Consider the following 18485-nt stretch of genomic DNA (forward strand, 5'->3'; position numbering starts at 1 on the left):
GTAATCAGGTAATCAGGTAATCAGGTAATCAGGTAATCAGGTAATCAGGTAATCAGGTAATCATTTTAACCCATTGGGCCTGGAGGGAAGTTGATATATCTGCTCTTACCACCTTCCGGTGTGACCTTGATATTAATTCACCGGATGGCAGTCATGCATGTTCACTACAGAACAAGGCTTCATCGAAAGCCAGTTGAAAATAATGATGAACAAGATCTGATATGCACCACAAAATATGGGCCAAACCATATATTTCCTGTCACAACCATATATAAAACATTATTTGTGACTGATCTCCCACACTTTTTGATGGCGATTGATTTCTCAAAGTGGGGTGTTATCATCTAAACATAGAGTAAAGGGCAAACCGGTCGAAAGGTCGGGACGCAAAGCCACCGGTCTAAGGGTTCATAACCTAAGACAGCGGAGCTGCCATCTGAGAAGAGCGATGTCATCAGTTGTATCTGTGTCATTCTCTTTGATTGCGTTGCCCTTTTCGTACAACGACACGTGACGAAAAGGACATTAAAATGAACACTTCTACCGCTTCCGTACGCAACAGCGCCATCCGTTTCGCTTCTTCTGCCGCCGCAGCCATGCTGCTGGGTGCTGCCTTGCTGCCTGCTACTGCCTCCGCTGCCGACGGCACCATCACCTTCACCGGTACCATCTACGAAGCTCCCTGCGACTTCGCCGACAACAGCGTGACCTGCTATTCCGGCACTCAGCGCCAGACCATGGTTCTGGCCAGCCTGCAGCAAGCCGGCAGCCTCAATACCATCAGCAGCACCATGCAATACAAGCTCTCTGCCGGCAGCAGCAACATGGCCATTGTCACCGTCAGCTACCTCTGATCGGGTCGTTCCTGCCATCTGCCCGAGGTTGTTCATTACCTCGGGCGGATCTGCTCGCCTTTTGAAGAATGAGCCCCCACAGCCTCACTTAGGCTGCCATCGTTAATCACTGCTCTCTATCCACCAATCCCCCTCCCGTTTTTTTCGGTTGCCATGCCGACTGCCGCCCGGCGGCTTTTCACTACGATACTCACTGCGACACTCGGCTTTCTACGCAGGCAGATCAGCACTTTCCCTGCTTGCTCCCCAGCTTACGACTGTCGCATCCCCGCTTAGCAAAAGAACCTCAAACGAGACTTTGATCACAGTTGCCGGCCTCAGGCTTAGATCCCCCCCAGATGGCAGATGAGTCCTTGCTATCAACCAGGCCCCCAATGGGGCTCACTTTGTTTTGATTTAATCTAAATAAATGATTTATATGGCCTGATTGGTGGGTTGATATCCCTTTGGAGCTGATTAGATTGCACGCGTCAATCACGCAGACAATCAAGCAAAGGAATAAAAATGAACAATCTGGGTACCAGGTTGCTGCTGCTGGCAGCACCGGGCCTGTTTGCCACTTCGGCGCTGGCCAACTACTCCCCCTCCGACTGGCAACAGTATCAACTCAAAGGTGAATCCAGCCGTCAGCTGGGGGATCGTCTCACCGAAGTGACCTACGAGCTGAGTGCCCGCAGCGGCAGCACACCCTATCAGCAGCTGAGGGTGTATCGCCGCTTCGACTGGAGCGATGCCAACCTGGCTGCGCTGGCAGAGCAGCAGTGCGGCGAGCCGCAACTCAAGATCGAGCAGGGCTGGCAGATCCGCTACCTCAGCTGTGAAGAGGTGGTACCGGCCGGCAAGGCTGTCCCGGCCAGCAGCTATGACTATGGCTACGGCATGAAGCAGGGCCGCTGGGAGCCGCTGGCGGGCACCCCGACCGCGCCGCGTCAAGATCGTCTGCCGCTGGCGGAGCGGGTCATCCTGGGTCACAGCGAGCAGGAGCTGGATCGCTGCAAGCTCAATGCCGAAGGTCGCTGCGCCGAGCAGGCATGGCAGTACCAGCCGCAAAACTGGCAGCAGTTGAAGGTGCTGGAAGAGGCCCCCAATGAACGGGATGGGCGCCTCGAGCAGATCTTCTTCCGCCTGCAGCCCATCGCGGGTAGCCAGGCCGCCCGTCAGGTAAGCGAGCTGCACGTCTGGCGCCAGTACACCTGGTTGCTGGAACAAGCCAAGACCCAGCAGGAGTGCGATGAACCCCAGACCCGTCAGGAAGGGGACAAGACCATCAGCTATCGGGTGTGCCGTCAGACCCTGCCCGCCGGCAGCGAAGTGCAGGTGGTCTTGAAGGACACCGGCTATCAATACCCGGTGGGGGGCAGCGAATGGCAGACCCTGCCGGAAACAACCGAGTGGCAGGAGAGCCGGGTGCTCAACCGCCCCATCGTGCTGGCCAGCAAGGAAGAGCAGCTCGACTGTCGCCGTGCCGACGGCCGCGCCTGCTCCGAGCCGGATCTGCCGGGCACCGAACTGCTGGACGCCGAAGCGGCCAAGATAGTGCAGGATGCCAGTGGCCAGCCCGCACCGGTCTGGCAGGAGAACTATGGTCACGATGACACCAAGCTGCTGGCCGTGTCGCGCGGCATCCAGAGCCTGCTGGCGGCCAATCAGCCGGCCCATCCGGCCATGAAGCTGCTGCTGGAATACGTGCGCGCCCACAACTACCACAACTACGGCAAGCACAAGGAAGACGGCCCGGCCGCCGCCGAGGCGCTGGCCGAGGCATTGACTGCGCTGGGTGCCCATCCGCTGCTCTTCCCGGAGCAGGCCAGCGACGAGGTAGGTGCCGTCATGGGTGCCTGGAGCATAGCCCTGCACGGTCAGTTCAAGAGCCCGGCAGTGCAGAGCCGCTTTGGTACCCTGCTCGGCGAGTTCAACCAGATGCTGGCCTACAGTACCCGCCATGCCAGCGAGATCAACGGTCAGCACGCCTGGGCGACCGGTCTGTTCGATCTGCTCAACTTCCTCGACTTCGCCAGCGACTACAGCGATCCCTTCGCCAACGACTTCCGCCAGCAGGATGGCGAGCTGCGCAAGCAGCTGCACGCCCTCGGCATGAGCGAACTCGCGTTGTGGAAGGGACGGGATGGCGCCGATCTGTTCCTGCTCAACAACGTGCTGGATGCCTACACCCGCCTCTACCGGGTCGCCCGCTATACCCGCCCGGACGAGCTCGACGGCTACCGCAAGCTGCTGGATGACTCCGTCATCGCACTGGTTCGCCACCACGACCTGATCCCCGGCGGCCAGCAGAGCCAGGATCTGCTGGAAGACATGTCTCTGACCCTCTCCACCTACTACCTGACCTACACGGACCGCACCAGCGAAGCTTGCATCAGCGGTGACTTCGCCGGGCTCTGCACCCCCGTCCGGGTGGAGGACGTACTGCCGTTCGAGCACACCTGCTCGCCGACCCTGCGCCTGCGGGCCCAGGATCTGACCATGGATCAGGCCGAGGGGATCTGCCGTGAACTGGGTGCCGAAGAGCAGCAGTTCCACCAGCAGATGGAAACCGGCTGGCAGCCGGTGGCGGACGATCACAACGAGGCGCTGGAACTGGTGGTCTTCAACTCCTCCGCCGACTGGAAACGCTACGGCAGTGCCCTGTTCGGCGGCGTCTCCACCGACAACGGCGGTATCTACCTCGAAGGGGATCCGGCTCGCCCCGGCAACCAGGCGCGCTTCTTCGCCTACGAGGCGGAGTGGAAGCGCCCTGCGTTCCAGGTGTGGAACCTGCGCCACGAGTACGTGCACTACCTGGACGGCCGCTTCAACCAGTACGGCAGCTTCGGCCACTACCCGCTCAACCGCACCACCTGGTGGTCGGAAGGGCTGGCGGAGTTCGTCGCCCACGGCCAGTGCTTCGCCCGCGGTCTGGACAACGTCGCCGGCCGCCCGGCCAACGATCGTCCGGCCCTGGCCGACATCCTGCATCTGGATTACGACAAGGGCGGCGAGATGGTCTACTCCTGGTCCTACACGGTGCACCGCTTCCTGAACGAGACCGGTCGCGGCGCCAGCTGGCTGGCCATGGCCCAGGCCCTGCGCAACCCGGATCAGCAGCAGGCCATGAGTGCCTTCGAAGCCGAGCTGGACCAGCTGATTGCCAATGACAGCGAGGCCTACCAGCAGTGGCTCGGCCGCGAGCTGCTGCCCTGGTGGGAAGCCAACAAGGACTCCGACGAGTGCAAGGCCAACGACTCCTCCCACTGAGGACGAGACGGCTATGACAAGGGGCGGCCATGGCCGCCCCTGCTTATGAACGATTTTAATCTGCTCAGGATCAAGCAGTTAGCCGACCCCTTCCTGCGACAACCTCTGCCCGAGTGACGTCTTCGGCGGTCATCAAGCCTGACGTACGGCGGCAACTTGTAATAGAATGACCCTCTGTCACCTCTTACTTCAGACCCGAACCGCACCGCGCATGAAGAAGTTTGCCAAGATCCTGCTCGCCTGCCTCTGCCTGTTGCTGGCCTCCGTCGCCACACTGCTGGGCTACAGCGAGTGGACCGTCTCGGACGCCCGTCACTACACCTACGACGACGTCAATGCGGTGCCCTACAACCGGGTCGCCCTGGTGCTCGGCACCTCCAAGTACCTGATTGGCGGCAGCCCGAACCACTACTTCAAGTACCGGATCAAGGCCGCCGCCGAGCTCTACAACAACGGCAAGGTGGACTACATCCTGGTCTCCGGCGACAACGCCACCGTGCAGTACAACGAGCCGCGCCAGATGCGGCGGGCCCTGATCCAGGCCGGCATCCCGGCCAACGCCATCTACAGCGACTACGCCGGCTTTCGGACTCTGGACTCCATCGTGCGAGCAAAGGAGGTGTTCGGTCAGGCCCACTTCACCGTGGTCTCGCAGGCCTTTCACAACGAGCGCGCCATCTTCATCGCCCGCCATTTCGGCATCGAGGCGGTCGGCTTCAACGCCGTGGATCCCAGCGCCTATCAGGGCATCAAGACCCGGGTACGCGAGGTGTTCGCCCGCCTGATGGGGCTGCTCGACCTCTACGTGCTGGACAAGGGCCCCAAGTTCCTCGGCGAGCCCATCGTCATCGGCGGCCCGGTCCCCTGCCAGGCTTTGAGCACCATAGGGGCGAGCCAGCCCTGCCTGCCCATTGCACCGCCCCCTCATAAGCCGAAGGCCAAGCCGGCAGCGGCAGTGAGCGCGGCAACCGCCACCAGTGCGGCGGCTGCAACCAGCAGTGCCGTGGCCACCAGCGCCGCCGTGCCGAGCGAGCCAACGCCCGTGGATAATCCGGCTGCAGCCAGTGCAGCAACACCAACCAGCAGTGCCCCGGCCACCAGCGCCGCTGTACCGAGCAAGCCAACGCCCGTGGATAATCCGGCTGCCGCCAGCGCAGCGCCGCCAACCAGCAGCGCGCTGACCCCTCAATAGCAGAGACCCGCCAACAGGCGGGTCTCTTTCATTGGGCTCGGTATTTCCGGCGATCAGGCCAGCGCCACCACGTAACGCCGCGCTACCTCGCTCCAGTCGATCACGTTGTAAAACGCGGCTATGTAGTCGGGACGCTTGTTCTGGTACTTGAGGTAGTAGGCGTGCTCCCACACATCCAGCCCCAAAATGGGCACCAGTCCATCCTGCAGGGGGCTGTCCTGGTTGGCGCTGCTCACGACCTGCAGCTTGCCACTCTGATCAACCACCAGCCAGGCCCAGCCGCTGCCAAAACGGCTCAGCGCCGCCTGGGTAAAGGCCTGCTTGAAGGCCTCCAGCCCGCCCAGGTCCCGCAGGATCGCTGCGGCCAGCTCGCCGCCCGGCTCGCCGCCGCCCTGCGGACTCATCACCTGCCAGAACAGGCTGTGGTTGGCATGACCGCCGCCGTGATTGCGCACCGCCCCCTGCACCTTGCCAGGCAGGCTGTCGAAGCGGGCAAGCAGCTCCTCCACCGGCAGAGCCGCCAGCTCGGGGAGATCGGCCAGGGCGGCATTGAGGTTGTTGATATAGGTCTGATGGTGACGGCTATGATGGATCTCCATGGTCAGCGCATCGATGTGGGGTTCCAGCGCGTCATAGGCATAGGCAAGGGCTGGCAGGGTATGGCTCATGGTCACCTCTGTTTATTGTGATTAATGCAGTTGGCGGGCGGACCCGGTCTGGCACAGGCACTGACCGAGGCAGCGGCGGATACCGTCGTGGTTGCCGTGTTTGCGCAGGAAGGCGAGCAGCTCGGCATGGGTGCTGCGGGTGTGGCGCAGGGCCGCATCTCGCAGAGGATCGGGGCTGGCCGGCGACTGGCTGGTGGCAAGCAGGCAGTCGTGGATGTGGCACAGCAGGTCGGCAGCCCGCTCCGGCCGCGCCATGGCGACCAGCAGATCCGCCAGATTGTGGTGGGCCACCACCAGCGCGGCGACCGCCTCGTCCACGTCGGGCCAGCCGGCAAACTGCTGGCGGGCCAGCCACAGCGCCTGCTGATAGCAGGAGAGCGCCTTACCGTGTTCACCGGCATCGAAGTGGCGATTGCCACTCATGGTTTGCACCTTCCAGTGCACCATGCTGCTGTCGCTCTCCTCCATCCCCACCCATCCTCTTACCCAGCTCGCCGCCATGATCCTCAACACCACAAATGATAATAATTATTATTTAACGTATGTGGGCGGCGAACACAAGGGATAGTTGTGCTGGCACCACCAACAGCTCTGCCCATATGGGTAGGGCTTTTTTGAATCTGTCTGTTTGGTGATCATTTGCACAGATGCAAACGTCCCGCTCCGTCATGCTGGTCGGTACTGGCATGAGGCCGGTGGTTGCCACTGCGGCAACCTTATTCACAAGGATGGACAAGATGAAAAAATGGCTATTGCTGCTGCTGTGCGCCCTGCCCATGCTGGGCCAGGCGGCAGGTTATACCCAGACCCGCTACCCCATAGTGCTGGTGCACGGTCTGTTCGGCTTCGACAAGCTGCTCGGGGTCGACTACTTCTACGGCATCCCCCAGGCGCTGACCCGGGATGGCGCCAGGGTCTACGTGGCCCAGGTCTCCGCCACCCAGAGCTCGGAACTGCGCGGCGAGCAGCTGCTCAAACAGGTGCAGCAGGTGCTGGCCATCACCGGGGCGGAGAAGGTGAACCTCATCGGCCACTCCCACGGCGGCCCCACCATTCGCTATGTCGCCTCGGTCGCCCCCGAGCTGGTCGCCTCCGCCACCAGCGTGGGCGGGGTCAACTACGGCTCGGAGATCGCCGATCTGGTGCGCGCCAACGTGGCACCGGGCTCGGTGGCCGAGAAGCTGGCGGTGGCTGCCGCCTCCGCCCTGTCCGGGGTCATCTCGCTGCTCTCCGGGGGCAGCCAGCTGCCGCAGGATCCCCTCGCCGCCCTCGACGCGCTCACCAGCGCCGGCGCCCAGCGCTTCAACCAGCGCTACCCGGAGGGGCTGCCCAGCCAGTACTGCGGCGAAGGGCCCATGCAGGCCGCCAACGGGGTCTACTACTTCTCCTGGAGCGGGCGCGGCACCATGACCAACATCCTGGATCCGGTGGATCCGGCGCTGGCGCTGACCGGCAGCTTCTTCAAGGAGCCCAACGACGGCCTGGTCGGGGTATGCAGCAGCCACCTCGGCAAGGTGATCGGCACCGACTACCGGATGAACCACCTGGACGAGGTGAACCAGTCGTTTGGCATTCGCCACCTGTTTGAGACCGACCCGGTCAGCCTCTATCGCCAGCACGCCAACCGCCTGCAGAGACTGGGGTTATGAACAAGGCATGGCTGATGGCCGCTCCGCTGGGAGCGGCCCTGCTGCTGGGGGGCTGGCAGCTGTGGCCCGCCCCGAACTCCACCTCGGCCGCTCCCCCAGCGCAAGAGGCCGGGCCAAGCTCCCCCCTGACTAGGCAGGCAACCACCTCGCCCGATGAGGACTCACTGCAGGTCCGCTATGAAGCCTTTCTTGCCGCCGAAGGCAGCCTGACGGTACCGACCGATCCGGGCCTGGCCAGCCTGCAGGTGCTGTTCGACGAGCGCGAGCAGTTGCGCCAGCAGAGCTTCACCCCGGCCGAGCAGGAGCAGCTGTTTGCCGAAGATCGGCTGATGGAGCAGTGGACCCTGCGCCGCAAGGCGCTGGCGGAGGCTGGCGATGCCGACAAGCCGCTGCTGGCGAGCGAGCTCGAGCTCTGGCTGGCGGAACAGCCCCAGTGGTTTCGGGAGGCGGAGGCCAACAGCCGCCTGCTCGGCGACCTGCAGAGTCTGGAGCGGCGGCCGGCGGCCGAGCATGATGCCGTGCTGCGCGAGCAGCTGGGGCCGGAGGCGGCGGACCGGCTGCACCAGCTGGCGGAGAGTCAGCAGGGGTTCGAGCAACAGCTGGCCGGCTATCTGGCCGAACTCAAGCCACTGCCCGCCGAGCGCAGGGCCGAACAACAACCGGAAATCCTGGCGCGCTGGTTCGAGCCCGACCAGTGGCGACGGGTGGAAGCCCTCACCCGGCTCAGGCTGGGCGAGTCGTCACCGCAATAAATAAAAAGGGGCCCATATCTGGGCCCCTTGCTTTGATACTGCCGCGCTTACTGCGGCTTGTTGGCACCCGGCAGCGGCTGCCAGGTGAGGCGGGTCACCTGGGGTCCCTGCACCTCGCACTTGAGGCTCAGATCCTGCCACCCCTTCTCCTGGCGCAGGGAGACTTCCCCCTCGATGCCCTCGGCGCGGGTCTTGAGCTTGGCCTGCTCGAAGGTCACCTTGTCACCCCCGGCCAGCGCCATCAGCTTGCCGTTGCAGAGCCAGTGGGCCAGCTCCGCCCCCTTGAGCTTGACGCCCCCCTTGGCCGCCTTCTGTTCGGCGGCGCTCGGCGCAAACAGCTGGCCCAGCTCGGCCGCCCGTTTGGTGAGCCAGACTTCCCGCTGCTGCATGCTCATCTTGCTGACGAACTCGGCGGGCTGGCCCTTGTCGTCCAGCCACTGGGTCAGCTTGCCACCGTCGTCAAAGGCGAACTGGGCGGCGGGCTCCTTCACCCCGAACAGCTTGCCGCCCTTGAAGTAGTAGCGGCTCTCCCCTTCCAGCTTGCCCTGCTCGTTCATGATGGGCACGGCGATGATGACGGGAGCGCCATCCACCCAGGCCTTGATGTCGACGCCATCGTGGCTGAACAGACGGGTATCGAGGGCACTCTCGGCCCCCTTTTCCATCAGGGAGAACTGCTCGGCGAGGGAGGCCGCCACGGAAGGCAGGGAGCAGAGCCCCAGTCCCAAGCCGAGGCTCAGGGCGATCACGGTATTGCGCATAAGTGTCCTGTGATTGGCCAGTGGGCCAAGGTTAGCTTTCTATCAGCCAGGCCCGCAGCCCCTCCCGGTGGCGATCGCTCAGGGGGATGGACTGGCGGGACTGGTAGTCAAAATGGATCAGGGTGGTTTCGGCGGTCACCGCCAGCTCGTCCCCCTGCCAGGCTTCCTGCCAGAGCGTGAAGGAGCTGGAGCCGATGCGGCGGACCCCGGTCTTGATCAATACCTGCTGGCCGTAGAACAGCTCCCGTTTGAACTGCACCGTGTAGCCCGCGATGATCAGATGCCAGTTGTGCACATCCAGCTCGGGGGAGAAGATGCGAAACAGCGGGTCGCGGGCCGATTCAAACCAGACCGCCGGCACCGTGTTGTTGATGTGGCCGAGGGCATCTGTCTCTTGAAAACGGGGTTGGATCTGCATTTCCAGCATGGATATCGACTCCTTGTCGTTGGACCGCGCTCAGGCTAACGCGGCCCGCCTTTGGACTCAAGCTCCCCCGTCGTATCGCCGGCGCCGACGGCCAGCTCCGGACGCAGCCAGGCGCTGCGAAAATCGAACCAGCCGAGCGCCGTCATCCGCACCCCGTGCACGCCGACCCGGCTCTCCAGCTCCAGCCAGTGGTGAAACAGCGGTACGAACCAGCCCTGCTGCTGCACGCTTGCCAGCAAGGCGCGCGGCCCCGGCTCCTCACCGCTGGCACGCCACTGCGTCAGCCCCTGCCACAGACGCTGCTGACTGCCCCACACCTTGCGCAGCAGCGGGGTGCCCTGCAACCAGGCGTAGGGGGCGAAGGCATGTTCGTGCTCCAGGTTGAGAGTGCCGAGCCAGAGATCCACGTCCTCGTCCGCCCCGCTCACCCAGCGGCCGTAATCCAGGGTGCGCACCTCGAGCCGGATCCCCTGCTCTGCCAGCAGGCTGCTCATGGCGTTGGCACACTCGTTGAATTCCAGGTGCTGGTTGAAGCAGGCCAGCACCAGCTGGCGCGGCAGCTGTTCCGGCGTCGGCAGCGGGGCCGGCTGCGCCTCGCGCCAGTGGGGCAAGAGGCCAAGTGCGCTGGTCCAGCCTCGCTGCAGCTCGGGGGCGACCCGCGCCATCAGGGCAATGGGGTTGAGCAGGCCGGCCAGCCACTGGCGCAGGGCGGGATCCTGCAAGGGGGCGGATCTGTCGTCCTGCAGCAGGAAGTAGCAGCCGGATTCCAGCTCCGACTCGCCGCGCATGGTGCCGAGCTCGGGGCTGTCGCGCCCCAGTTGCAGGTGACTCTCCAGCCGCTCCGCCAGCTCCGGCAGCATCCAGATGTCGATCTCGTCGAGCAGGGCGCGCAAGCCGAAGTAGTCGTCGAATGCCTCGAGGCACAGTTGCAGCGGGTCGTTGGCGGTCACCCGGTAGGGGCCGGTGCCCACCGGTTGCAGGGCAAAGCCCGCCTCCCCCTTGAGCTCGCGCGGCAGGATGGCCGCCACCGGCTCGGCCAGCAGCTGGGGCAGCAGAGGATCCGGGCTGTCGAGATGAAGATCCAGGGTGCGCGGCCAGGGGCTCTCCAGCCGCGCCAGATGGGTGAACAGCGGGCGATCGCGCAGGGCCAGCAGGCTCTCCACCACATCCTCCACCACCAGCTCACGGCCATGGTGAAAGCGCACTGCCGGCCTCAGGTAGAAACGCCAGTGGCAGGGGCCCAGACACTCCCAGTGGTGGGCCAGATCCCCCTCTATTTCCCCATTTTCCTCATTTCGCCGGGTCAGGCCGTTGAAGATCTGGCGGCTCAGGTGGATTTCGGAGCGGCGCAGCGGGCCGGTGGGCAGCAGGCGCGGCAGCGGCCGGTAGTAGGGCACCCGCAGGATCTGGCGCCCTTCCCGGGTGGCCTGGCCGAGCTGCTCGATCAGCAGCGGAGTGAGCAGATCGAGGCGATCTTCGGCCAGCCGCACCGCCTGCGCCAGCTGGCCCTGGCTGAGCAGATCCCGCAGCCGGCGCCGGGTCAGGCTCTCCTGGTTGTCGAGCAGGGTGAGCCGGGAGCGCCGCCCCCGCCCGGCCTCCGCCGCCCAGCTGAGCCAACCCTGATCCTGCATGCGGCGCAGCAGCAGGCGGGCGTTGCGCGGGGTGCAGCAGAGCAGATCCGCCACCTCGGCGAGGCTGATCTCCCGCTCGTCGCAGCCAAGCTGCTGGGCGAGCCGTTGGAATTGCTGGTAAAGGCGGCTGGTGGGCATAAAAGAGGAAATCCTGTTGCTTAAAGTCATCAGTTTTTACTTCCGCATTTTAGCTCAATACTGCTGGCGAACGTGAGAACCACAGCAGAGGAGCACCATCATGAGCCACGCCAACCCCATCAAACCGAACCGGATCCAACAGATCCTGCGCCGTTACTTCAAGCGGATCCTGCCCAGGCCGCTGACCCTGATCGAAGATCCCATGAGCCAGCTCAACCGCCTGATGCAGTGGGACATGCAGCAGATCGACGATCGGGAGTATCGCCGCCGCCTCTGAGCCCCCCTCGCCCGGATCGCACAAGGGGGGGCGCAGTTCGCCAACGGGCGCAATTGCTTTGCCGGATTGGGTGGTTTACATCGGCGCTGGGCCTGATAGATTGGACGTCTATCCATCTATAACTGCTACCCAGCAACATCCAACAAGGAGTGTGTGATGAAAGATGCGACCCTGGCCCTGCACCACGGCTTTACCAGCGACCCCACCACCAAGGCCGTCGCCGTGCCCATCTACCAGACGGTGGCCTACGAGTTCGACAGCGCCCAGCACGGGGCGGATCTATTCAATCTGGCGGTGCCAGGCAACATCTACACCCGCATCATGAACCCCACCAACGATGTGCTGGAGCAGCGGATGGCCGCGCTGGAAGGGGGCATCGCCGGCCTGGTGGTCTCGGCGGGTTCCGCTGCCATCACCTACGCCATCCAGGCGCTGACCGCCGCCGGCGACAACATCGTCTCCACCCCCCAGCTCTATGGCGGCACCTACACCCTGTTCGCCCACATGCTGCCGAGCTTCGGGGTCGAGGTGCGCTTCGCCAAGGATGACAGCGCCGAGGCCATCGCCGCCCTCATCGACGACAAGACCAAGGCGGTCTACTGCGAGAGCATCGGCAACCCGGCCGGCAACATCGTCGATCTGGCGGCCTTCGCCAAGGTGGCCCACGCCCGCGGCGTGCCGCTCATCGTCGACAACACGGTCGCCACCCCGGTGCTGTGCAAACCCATCGAACACGGCGCTGACATCGTGGTGCACAGCCTGACCAAATATGTCGGCGGCCACGGCAACTCGCTGGGAGGCGTCATCGTCGACTCGGGCAAGTTCCCCTGGGCGGATCATGCCGAGCACTTCCCTCAGCTGACCCAACCCGAGCCTTCATATCACGGGGTGGTCTACACCGAGGCCTTTGGCCCGGCCGCCTTCATCGGCCGGGTGCGCACCGTGCCGCTGCGCAATACCGGCGCCGCGCTGGCCCCCATGAACGCCTTCCTGCTGCTGCAGGGGCTGGAGACCCTGAGCCTGCGCATGGAGCGCCACGTCGACAACGCCCTGCGGGTGGCCCATCACCTCAAGCACCACCCCAAGGTGGCCTGGGTCAGCTACGCCGGTCTGCCGGGTCACCCCCACTACCTGCTGGCGGAGAAATACATGGCCGGCCGCCCCTCGGCCATTCTCTCGTTCGGTCTGAAGGATGGTTATGAAGCGGGCGTGCGCTTCTACGATGCGCTCAAGATCTTCAAGCGGCTGGTCAACATCGGCGATGCCAAGTCGCTGGCCTGCCACCCGGCCTCCACCACCCATCGCCAGTTGAGCGAGGCGGAGCAGGCCAAGGCCGGCGTGAAACCTGAGATGATCCGGCTGTCGGTGGGGATCGAAGCCATCGAGGACATACTGGCGGATCTGGATCAGGCGCTGGAGGCCTGAGTCAGTCAACGCAGGAGCGGGCATCCAGCCCGCTCTTTTTTGGTCAGCGGTGAACCTGCCACCGCGCCGCTGCGTATCACCGCCTTCCGTCACTGCGTCGAGGTTTCCATGATAGTCCTGCACCACCTGAACAAATCCCGCTCCCAGCGCATCATCTGGCTGCTTGAAGAGCTGGGCCTGCCCTATGAGATCAAGGCGTATCAGCGCGATGCCGCCACCTTTCTGGCGCCGCCCGAGCTCAAGGCCATCCACCCCCTCGGCAAGTCGCCGGTCATCGAGTTCGACGGCCGCGTACTGGCGGAATCGGGCGCCATCACCGAGTACCTGATCGCCCGCCACGCCGCCGATCGGCTGGCACCGGCTCAAGATAGCCCCGACTATGCCGAATATCTGCAGTGGCTCCACTTTGCCGAGAGCTCAGGCATTCTGCCGCTGCTGCTCGACATGTTCGTGCGCAAGGACGGCAGCCCGATGCGCTTTTTGCCGGACTACGCCAAAGCCGAGTGCGCCAAGGTGCTGGGCTACCTCGATGCGGTGCTGGCAAGCCGCCGCTATCTGGTGGCCGATCGCCTCACCGGCGCCGACATCCTGAACTCCTTCCTGGTGGATCTGCTGGCGCAAAGCGGTCAGCTGGCCCAGTTCCCGCATCTGCAAGCCTACTGGCAGCGCCTCAATACCCATCCGGCCCGCCAGAAGGCGGCGGCGCTGGAGCGCGAGCTGGACCGCAGCGCCGGATAAACGGCAGTGCCCGGCGACACCACGCAAAACGCCCCGATGATCGGGGCGTTCTCTTTTCCGGCCGTCAGCCAGATGATCAGAGTGCGTGAGAGAGGATCCTGGCCGCACTTGTTGTCCAGATCGCCCCTTGGCCAAGGGCCTCAGGCCTAGAGGGCGTGAGAAAGGATCCGCGCTACCTTGTCGGGATCAATGTCCTGCTGCTCCCCGAGGGCGGTCAGCCCGAAACGCTTGAGGTTGGAGCAGATGCTAGGGATGCAGCTCTCGCTCAGGCCGTAGTCGGCAAGCCGGGTGCCCACCCCCATCTGCTGGAAGAACTGCTCGGTGCGGATGATCGCCTCCTCGATGCGCAGCGCCTTGTCTTCCCGGCTGGAGTGCCATACCCGCTCGGCGAACTGCGCCAGCTTCTCCTGCTTCTGGGCCGATTGCTCACGCAGCAGGGAGGGCAGCACCACCGCCAGGCTCTGGGCATGATCCAGCCCGTGCAGGGCGGTGAGCTGGTGGCCGATGGCGTGGGTGGACCAGTCCTGCGGCACACCGCGACCAATGAGGCCGTTGAGCGCCAGGCTGGCCGCCCACATCAGGTTGGCGCGCACCTGGTAGTTGGTGGGCTCCGCCAGCGCACGCGGGCCGTTGTCCACCAGCACCTGCAGCAGCCCTTCCGCCAGCCGGTCCTGCACCTCGCCCCCCACCGGGAAGGTGAGGTACTGCTCGATGATGTGGACGAAGGCATCCACCACCCCGTTGCCCACCTGGCGCGGCGGCAGGCTGTAGGTGGTCGTGGGATCCAGCACCGCAAACACCGGCTGCACCAGCGGGTTCATGAAGGAGAGCTTGGCCTCCCCGCGGCTCACCACGGCGGCCGGGTTGCTCTCCGAACCGGTGGCCGGCAGGGTCAGCACGCAGCCCAGCGGCAGCGCTGCCTTGATGGGGGCCTTGTGCAGCAGGATCTCCCAGGGATCCGCCCCCTCGAAGCAGGCCGCGGCGGCCACGAACTTGCTGCCATCCACCACGGAACCGCCGCCGACCGCCAGCAGGAAGTCGATGCGCTCGCGCTTGACCAGGGCCACCGCCTCCATCAGCTGTTCATACTGGGGGTTGGCGCCGATGCCGGGAAACTCCAGCCACTCCCGTCCCGCCAGCGCCTGGGTCAACTGCTCGTAGACCCCGTTCTGTTTGATGCTGCCGCCGCCGTAGAGCACCAGCAGGCGGCGGCCGGCCGGGATCAGCTCCGGCAGCCTGGCGATCTGGCCGTCACCGAAACAGACGCGGGTAGGATTGGCATATTGGAAGTTGTACACGGCAGAGCCCTCGGTTGAATACATGCAGGGGAATTGTGCGCCTGTGGCTCCGGCAGGTCAAAAAACGGGAGCCGGCTATCAAATTGCGCAGTGGGGGCCGGGCTAGCGGAAAGATGTGATGCGGCGCCACTCCTGTTTCCGTGCCGCTCTGCTATGGTCTCTCTGGGAACCGGGTGTTCCACTCTCATCGCCCCGCTCCCACCCTCCTCACTCTTTTGTTGATAAGGTCTGACACATGAAACTCAAGCATGCATGGATTGCCGGTTTGCTCTCCCTTTCAACCTGCCTGACACAGGCCGCCGAGGTGGCGGCCGAAGTCACCACGGCCCCTGGCAAGGCCAATCTGGTGGAAGCCGTCTCGGCCCAGGCCACGGTCACTGCCATCGATATGGCCAGCCGCAAGGTCAGCCTGAAAAACGCCGCCGGCGAGGCATTCGACATCGTCGCCGGTGAGCAGGTCACCAACCTGGCCAACCTCAAGGTGGGCGATACGGTAGCACTGAGATACATGCAGATGCTGGATCTGGAGCTGCTCAAGGGCACCGCCGGGGTGAGAAAACGTGTCGTGGAAGTGGCGGCCGACAAGGCCGAGGCAGGCGAGAAGCCGGGCGCCGGGATCGGCAAAAAGGTCACTATCTATGGCGACGTCATCGCGGTCGACAAGGGGCAGCAGACCATCACGGTGAAGGGGGTGGATCACACCCTGGTGCTCAAGGTGCACAACCCGGCCCAGTTTGCGCTGATCGCCAAGGGCGACCAGATCAAGGCCGTGCAGACCCAGGCGGTGGGGATCGGCATTCTGCCCGAGAAGAAGTAGCGACGGCCTGAGTCGATGCAGCGGCCGGGCTCCGTCCGGTCACCAAGGGAGTGGCAGCCGCCCTCCCTTTTTTGCTGCCGTGGTGGCGGCGCAGAGCGGCCCGTGCTGCGCCGCCTAAGCAACCCGCTGGTGCCCTGACAGGGGCAAGTGATTGCCCCCACCGACCATGGATTGCCGTTCGAGTCATCCCGCCGTTCAGGCGTTCTTGGTCTCTTCCTTGCTGCTGCTCTTCTTGCCGGTGAGGCGGTCCATCGCATCCTGCAACATGGCGTCCCGCTGCTCGTTGAGCGGCTTGCTCTGCTCCGCCCGCTCTTCGGCAGTCAGCTGCTTGTTGTCGGCAATCGTCTTGAGCTTCTCTTCTATCTCGTTGAACTTCTTGCGATCAAAACCGAGCGCCTTGTCCACCAGCTGCTGCATCACGCCCCCCTTGTCGGAGCCGATGTCGAGCGCCGGCGGCAGCTTGCTGTTCTTGGCCAGGTGTTCATAGGTCAGCGCCTGCTGGGCCTGGCCAGTGATCCGCTGGGAGGAGAGGTTGACCAGATCTTCCCAGCCGCCACCCTGACCGCTGTCGGCACTGCTGAGGGTGGCGAGGGCGCGGTTGTTGGAGGCGCTCTGGGCAAGCTGCTGGCTGTAGGGTTTGATATCCATGGGGACTCCAGTCTGCATGCCGATCCGGCATGACGAGGTCGCTGATTCGATGGCATGAGGCGCCAGGCCCCATCATTGGCAATAAAACCAGCAAGTTGCAGGCCAACTTGCCAGATTGGTGCAGATCCCGGCTTGCACGGGCTCTCGAGCCTCCCGATGGCCATCTCGACGTCAGAATCATGACGCTGCGCTGCCCAATCGGCAGGTTCTGGTGCATATCGCTGCCTTTTTCACGCTTTACCAGACAAAGCAAAGGAACGACTCATGGATCACAAAACAAACAACCGGTGAAGCATACAATTTCGGCGCACAAAACGACCAGCAAGCAGTGTTATGGATGAAATGTTTGCGTCATCGACCATGAGCAGCACGATCCCCCGGCAGCGTATCGGCGGCTGATCGCACTGCGGCAGACCTGCATCCCACCGCCTGGCTTTCACTCACAGTTACGCTTCGGGCAATCCCATGAAAAAACACACCTTGAGTCTTCTCTCCGCCACCCTGCTCACCCTGCTTGGCACCAGTGCCGACGCCTGTACCGGCCTCATCGTCGGCAAGGGCGCCAGTGCCGATGGCAGCGTGATGATCGCCAGAAACGAGGATTTTGGCGTCAACAACTGGAACAAGTACCTGGCCTTCCGGCCCGCCCAGCAAAACGAGGGCAAAGTCTGGAAACTGGGCAACGGGCTGGAAGTGCCGATGCCCAAGGCCTTCTTCGCCTACTCAGCCATTCGTGACTGGGATGCCACAGCCAGCGACCCGGACGGCAAGTATTACGAGGAGCGCGGCATCAACGAGTTCAACGTCGCCATCTCGGCCACCACCAGCGCCGAGGTCAACGACAAGGCCCTGAAAGCCGATCCGCTGATCGAGAAGGGGGTCATCGAGGCCATCATCCCGACCCTGATCCTGCCGCAGGCCAAAACGGCCAAAGAGGGGGTCGCACTGCTCGGCCGTTATGTGGAGCAATATGGCGCCGGGGAGGGCAACAGCCTCTATCTGGCGGATGTGAACGAGGCCTGGCTGATGGAGATCGGCTCCGGCCACCACTGGATCGCGGTGCGGGTGCCGGACGACAGCTACGCCATGGTGGCCAACGGCCTGCGCATCCACGGCGTCAATCTCGACAGCGCCGATGTGCTGCACTCACCCAAGCTGCTGGAGTTCGTGCGCGAACACAAACTGCTGGATAACGCCGACCCGAAAGACTTCAACTTCGCCAAGGCGTTCGGGGTCATCGCCGACCCCTACAACGTGGATCGGGAGTGGCTCGGCCAGAAGATGCTGACCGCCAGCCACCCGCAGCCGACCCGGCAGGCGCAATATCCGCTCTTTATGAAGCCGGATGCCCCCATCGCCATGCCGGACGTGGCCAGGCTGCTGAGCGCCACCTATGACGGCACGCCGCTGGCGGGCAAGGCGGAGCGGCCGATCCGTATCGATCGCCAGCTCGAATCCCACGTCATCCAGCTGCGCAAGGAGATGCCCAAAGAGTTGCAGGGATTGATCTGGCAGAGCTACGGCGTGCTGGCAGAATCGGTGATGGTGCCGCTCTACAACACCCTGGAATCCTACCCCCTGCCCTATCGCAGCGGCAGCGACAGCTACTCCGATGATTCCGCCTACTGGCAGTTCCGCAGCCTGACCGCGCTGGCCAGCGCCGATCCGGACAAGTACCTGCCGCTGCTGCGCGGCGTCTGGAGCAAGGAGAGCAGCAAGCTCTACCAGGAGGTGGCGCTGCTCGACCAGAGCCTCAAGCAGGCCTACGCCGGCGACAAGGCTACCGCCATCGGGCTGGCCGCCGACTACTCCTATGGCCAGCTGGAGCAGACCTATCAGATGGCCAAAGAGCTGCGCTACAAGCTGATGACGGATCTCACCAAGCGCACCGAGCAGAAGTATTCGCCCGAGGAGTTCAAGAAGATCATGAGCCTGTAATCGGCTCACCAACGCAAAGA

At 63.8% G+C, this 18485-nt stretch carries 17 protein-coding genes and 1 riboswitch; of the genes, 10 read left to right on the forward strand and 7 right to left on the reverse strand.

Going from position 1 to position 18485, the window contains the following annotated elements; all coding sequences use genetic code 11:
* Positions 1-351 precede the first annotated feature (351 nt).
* Positions 352-437: riboswitch (cyclic di-GMP riboswitch) on the forward strand.
* Positions 438-530: 93 nt separating this feature from the next.
* From QLG02_RS15465 to QLG02_RS15475, 3 genes are all read left to right on the forward strand, one after another.
* The gene (locus tag QLG02_RS15465) at positions 531-854 is read left to right on the forward strand and encodes a fimbrial protein (protein ID WP_282465605.1); all 324 of its coding nucleotides are present in this window, start codon (positions 531-533) and stop codon (positions 852-854) included.
* Positions 855-1358: 504 nt separating this feature from the next.
* The gene (locus QLG02_RS15470) at positions 1359-4106 is read left to right on the forward strand and encodes a collagenase (protein ID WP_282465606.1); all 2748 of its coding nucleotides are present in this window, start codon (positions 1359-1361) and stop codon (positions 4104-4106) included.
* Between the two features lie 211 nt (positions 4107-4317).
* The gene (locus QLG02_RS15475) at positions 4318-5298 is read left to right on the forward strand and encodes an ElyC/SanA/YdcF family protein (RefSeq protein ID WP_282465607.1); all 981 of its coding nucleotides are present in this window, start codon (positions 4318-4320) and stop codon (positions 5296-5298) included.
* Between the two features lie 53 nt (positions 5299-5351).
* Here the strand turns inward: QLG02_RS15475 and QLG02_RS15480 are convergent, their stop codons facing one another.
* Together QLG02_RS15480 and QLG02_RS15485 are read right to left on the reverse strand one after the other, a co-directional pair.
* Positions 5352-5966 (reverse strand): superoxide dismutase, encoded by a 615-nt coding sequence (locus tag QLG02_RS15480; protein ID WP_282465608.1) that lies wholly within the window; start codon positions 5964-5966, stop codon positions 5352-5354.
* A 21-nt stretch (positions 5967-5987) separates the two neighbouring features.
* Complete coding sequence (locus QLG02_RS15485; protein ID WP_043125593.1) at positions 5988-6413, reverse strand: hypothetical protein; 426 nt, start codon at positions 6411-6413, stop codon at positions 5988-5990.
* 290 nt (positions 6414-6703) lie between these two features.
* Between QLG02_RS15485 and QLG02_RS15490 the strand changes: the two genes are divergently transcribed.
* Together QLG02_RS15490 and QLG02_RS15495 are read left to right on the forward strand one after the other, a co-directional pair.
* Entirely contained in the window at positions 6704-7615 is a 912-nt protein-coding gene (locus QLG02_RS15490) for a triacylglycerol lipase (protein ID WP_282465609.1), read from the forward strand.
* Complete coding sequence (locus tag QLG02_RS15495; protein WP_282465610.1) at positions 7612-8367, forward strand: lipase secretion chaperone; 756 nt, start codon at positions 7612-7614, stop codon at positions 8365-8367. The genes QLG02_RS15490 and QLG02_RS15495 overlap by 4 nt, the downstream gene beginning before the upstream one ends.
* A gap of 47 nt (positions 8368-8414) precedes the next feature.
* Here QLG02_RS15495 and QLG02_RS15500 read toward each other — a convergent pair whose 3' ends face one another.
* The 3 genes from QLG02_RS15500 to sgrR are packed head-to-tail and all read right to left on the reverse strand — an operon-like array spanning position 8415 to position 11324.
* Positions 8415-9128, reverse strand: coding sequence for a hypothetical protein (locus QLG02_RS15500; RefSeq protein ID WP_282465611.1), 714 nt, complete (start codon positions 9126-9128; stop codon positions 8415-8417).
* A 31-nt stretch (positions 9129-9159) separates the two neighbouring features.
* Complete coding sequence (locus tag QLG02_RS15505) at positions 9160-9555, reverse strand: thioesterase family protein (protein WP_011704482.1); 396 nt, start codon at positions 9553-9555, stop codon at positions 9160-9162.
* A gap of 35 nt (positions 9556-9590) precedes the next feature.
* Positions 9591-11324 carry an HTH-type transcriptional regulator SgrR gene (sgrR, locus tag QLG02_RS15510; protein ID WP_282465612.1) on the reverse strand — a complete coding sequence of 578 codons (1734 nt, stop codon included), beginning with the start codon at positions 11322-11324 and terminating at the stop codon, positions 9591-9593.
* Positions 11325-11424: 100 nt separating this feature from the next.
* On the opposite strand from sgrR, the gene QLG02_RS15515 reads away from it, so the two are divergent.
* The 3 genes from QLG02_RS15515 (at position 11425) to QLG02_RS15525 (ending at position 13764) form a co-directional block, all read left to right on the forward strand.
* Positions 11425-11601 carry a hypothetical protein gene (locus QLG02_RS15515; RefSeq protein ID WP_016349280.1) on the forward strand — a complete coding sequence of 59 codons (177 nt, stop codon included), beginning with the start codon at positions 11425-11427 and terminating at the stop codon, positions 11599-11601.
* 156 nt (positions 11602-11757) lie between these two features.
* Complete coding sequence (locus QLG02_RS15520) at positions 11758-13026, forward strand: O-acetylhomoserine aminocarboxypropyltransferase/cysteine synthase (RefSeq protein WP_103827320.1); 1269 nt, start codon at positions 11758-11760, stop codon at positions 13024-13026.
* Between the two features lie 108 nt (positions 13027-13134).
* Complete coding sequence (locus QLG02_RS15525; protein WP_181014749.1) at positions 13135-13764, forward strand: glutathione S-transferase; 630 nt, start codon at positions 13135-13137, stop codon at positions 13762-13764.
* Between the two features lie 146 nt (positions 13765-13910).
* Here QLG02_RS15525 and QLG02_RS15530 read toward each other — a convergent pair whose 3' ends face one another.
* Positions 13911-15086 carry an iron-containing alcohol dehydrogenase gene (locus tag QLG02_RS15530; protein ID WP_103827318.1) on the reverse strand — a complete coding sequence of 392 codons (1176 nt, stop codon included), beginning with the start codon at positions 15084-15086 and terminating at the stop codon, positions 13911-13913.
* Between the two features lie 211 nt (positions 15087-15297).
* On the opposite strand from QLG02_RS15530, the gene QLG02_RS15535 reads away from it, so the two are divergent.
* Complete coding sequence (locus QLG02_RS15535) at positions 15298-15879, forward strand: hypothetical protein (protein ID WP_257685686.1); 582 nt, start codon at positions 15298-15300, stop codon at positions 15877-15879.
* 195 nt (positions 15880-16074) lie between these two features.
* On the opposite strand, the gene QLG02_RS15540 is transcribed toward QLG02_RS15535, so the two are convergent.
* On the reverse strand, positions 16075-16527 hold the full coding sequence (locus QLG02_RS15540) for a hypothetical protein (protein WP_135320712.1): 453 nt from the start codon (positions 16525-16527) through the stop codon (positions 16075-16077).
* 465 nt (positions 16528-16992) lie between these two features.
* On the opposite strand from QLG02_RS15540, the gene QLG02_RS15545 reads away from it, so the two are divergent.
* Positions 16993-18465: a C69 family dipeptidase gene (locus tag QLG02_RS15545; RefSeq protein WP_269384134.1), complete on the forward strand. Its 1473-nt coding sequence runs from the start codon at positions 16993-16995 to the stop codon at positions 18463-18465.
* Positions 18466-18485: the final 20 nt, after the last annotated feature.

Source organism: Aeromonas sp. V90_14 (assembly GCF_029967615.1).
In the GTDB taxonomy this organism is placed as follows: Bacteria; Pseudomonadota; Gammaproteobacteria; order Enterobacterales; family Aeromonadaceae; genus Aeromonas; species Aeromonas hydrophila.

What these genes read in the sequence shown, in the direction of transcription:
- QLG02_RS15465 (WP_282465605.1), top strand. Translation starts at nt 531, where the DNA reads ATGAACACTTCTACCGCTTCCGTACGCAACAGCGCCATCCGTTTCGCT.
- QLG02_RS15470 (WP_282465606.1), top strand. Translation starts at nt 1,359, where the DNA reads ATGAACAATCTGGGTACCAGGTTGCTGCTGCTGGCAGCACCGGGCCTG.
- QLG02_RS15475 (WP_282465607.1), top strand. Translation starts at nt 4,318, where the DNA reads ATGAAGAAGTTTGCCAAGATCCTGCTCGCCTGCCTCTGCCTGTTGCTG.
- QLG02_RS15480 (WP_282465608.1), bottom strand. Translation starts at nt 5,966, where the DNA reads ATGAGCCATACCCTGCCAGCCCTTGCCTATGCCTATGACGCGCTGGAA.
- QLG02_RS15485 (WP_043125593.1), bottom strand. Translation starts at nt 6,413, where the DNA reads ATGGTGCACTGGAAGGTGCAAACCATGAGTGGCAATCGCCACTTCGAT.
- QLG02_RS15490 (WP_282465609.1), top strand. Translation starts at nt 6,704, where the DNA reads ATGAAAAAATGGCTATTGCTGCTGCTGTGCGCCCTGCCCATGCTGGGC.
- QLG02_RS15495 (WP_282465610.1), top strand. Translation starts at nt 7,612, where the DNA reads ATGAACAAGGCATGGCTGATGGCCGCTCCGCTGGGAGCGGCCCTGCTG.
- QLG02_RS15500 (WP_282465611.1), bottom strand. Translation starts at nt 9,128, where the DNA reads ATGCGCAATACCGTGATCGCCCTGAGCCTCGGCTTGGGACTGGGGCTC.
- QLG02_RS15505 (WP_011704482.1), bottom strand. Translation starts at nt 9,555, where the DNA reads ATGCTGGAAATGCAGATCCAACCCCGTTTTCAAGAGACAGATGCCCTC.
- sgrR (WP_282465612.1), bottom strand. Translation starts at nt 11,324, where the DNA reads ATGCCCACCAGCCGCCTTTACCAGCAATTCCAACGGCTCGCCCAGCAG.
- QLG02_RS15515 (WP_016349280.1), top strand. Translation starts at nt 11,425, where the DNA reads ATGAGCCACGCCAACCCCATCAAACCGAACCGGATCCAACAGATCCTG.
- QLG02_RS15520 (WP_103827320.1), top strand. Translation starts at nt 11,758, where the DNA reads ATGAAAGATGCGACCCTGGCCCTGCACCACGGCTTTACCAGCGACCCC.
- QLG02_RS15525 (WP_181014749.1), top strand. Translation starts at nt 13,135, where the DNA reads ATGATAGTCCTGCACCACCTGAACAAATCCCGCTCCCAGCGCATCATC.
- QLG02_RS15530 (WP_103827318.1), bottom strand. Translation starts at nt 15,086, where the DNA reads ATGTATTCAACCGAGGGCTCTGCCGTGTACAACTTCCAATATGCCAAT.
- QLG02_RS15535 (WP_257685686.1), top strand. Translation starts at nt 15,298, where the DNA reads ATGAAACTCAAGCATGCATGGATTGCCGGTTTGCTCTCCCTTTCAACC.
- QLG02_RS15540 (WP_135320712.1), bottom strand. Translation starts at nt 16,527, where the DNA reads ATGGATATCAAACCCTACAGCCAGCAGCTTGCCCAGAGCGCCTCCAAC.
- QLG02_RS15545 (WP_269384134.1), top strand. Translation starts at nt 16,993, where the DNA reads ATGAAAAAACACACCTTGAGTCTTCTCTCCGCCACCCTGCTCACCCTG.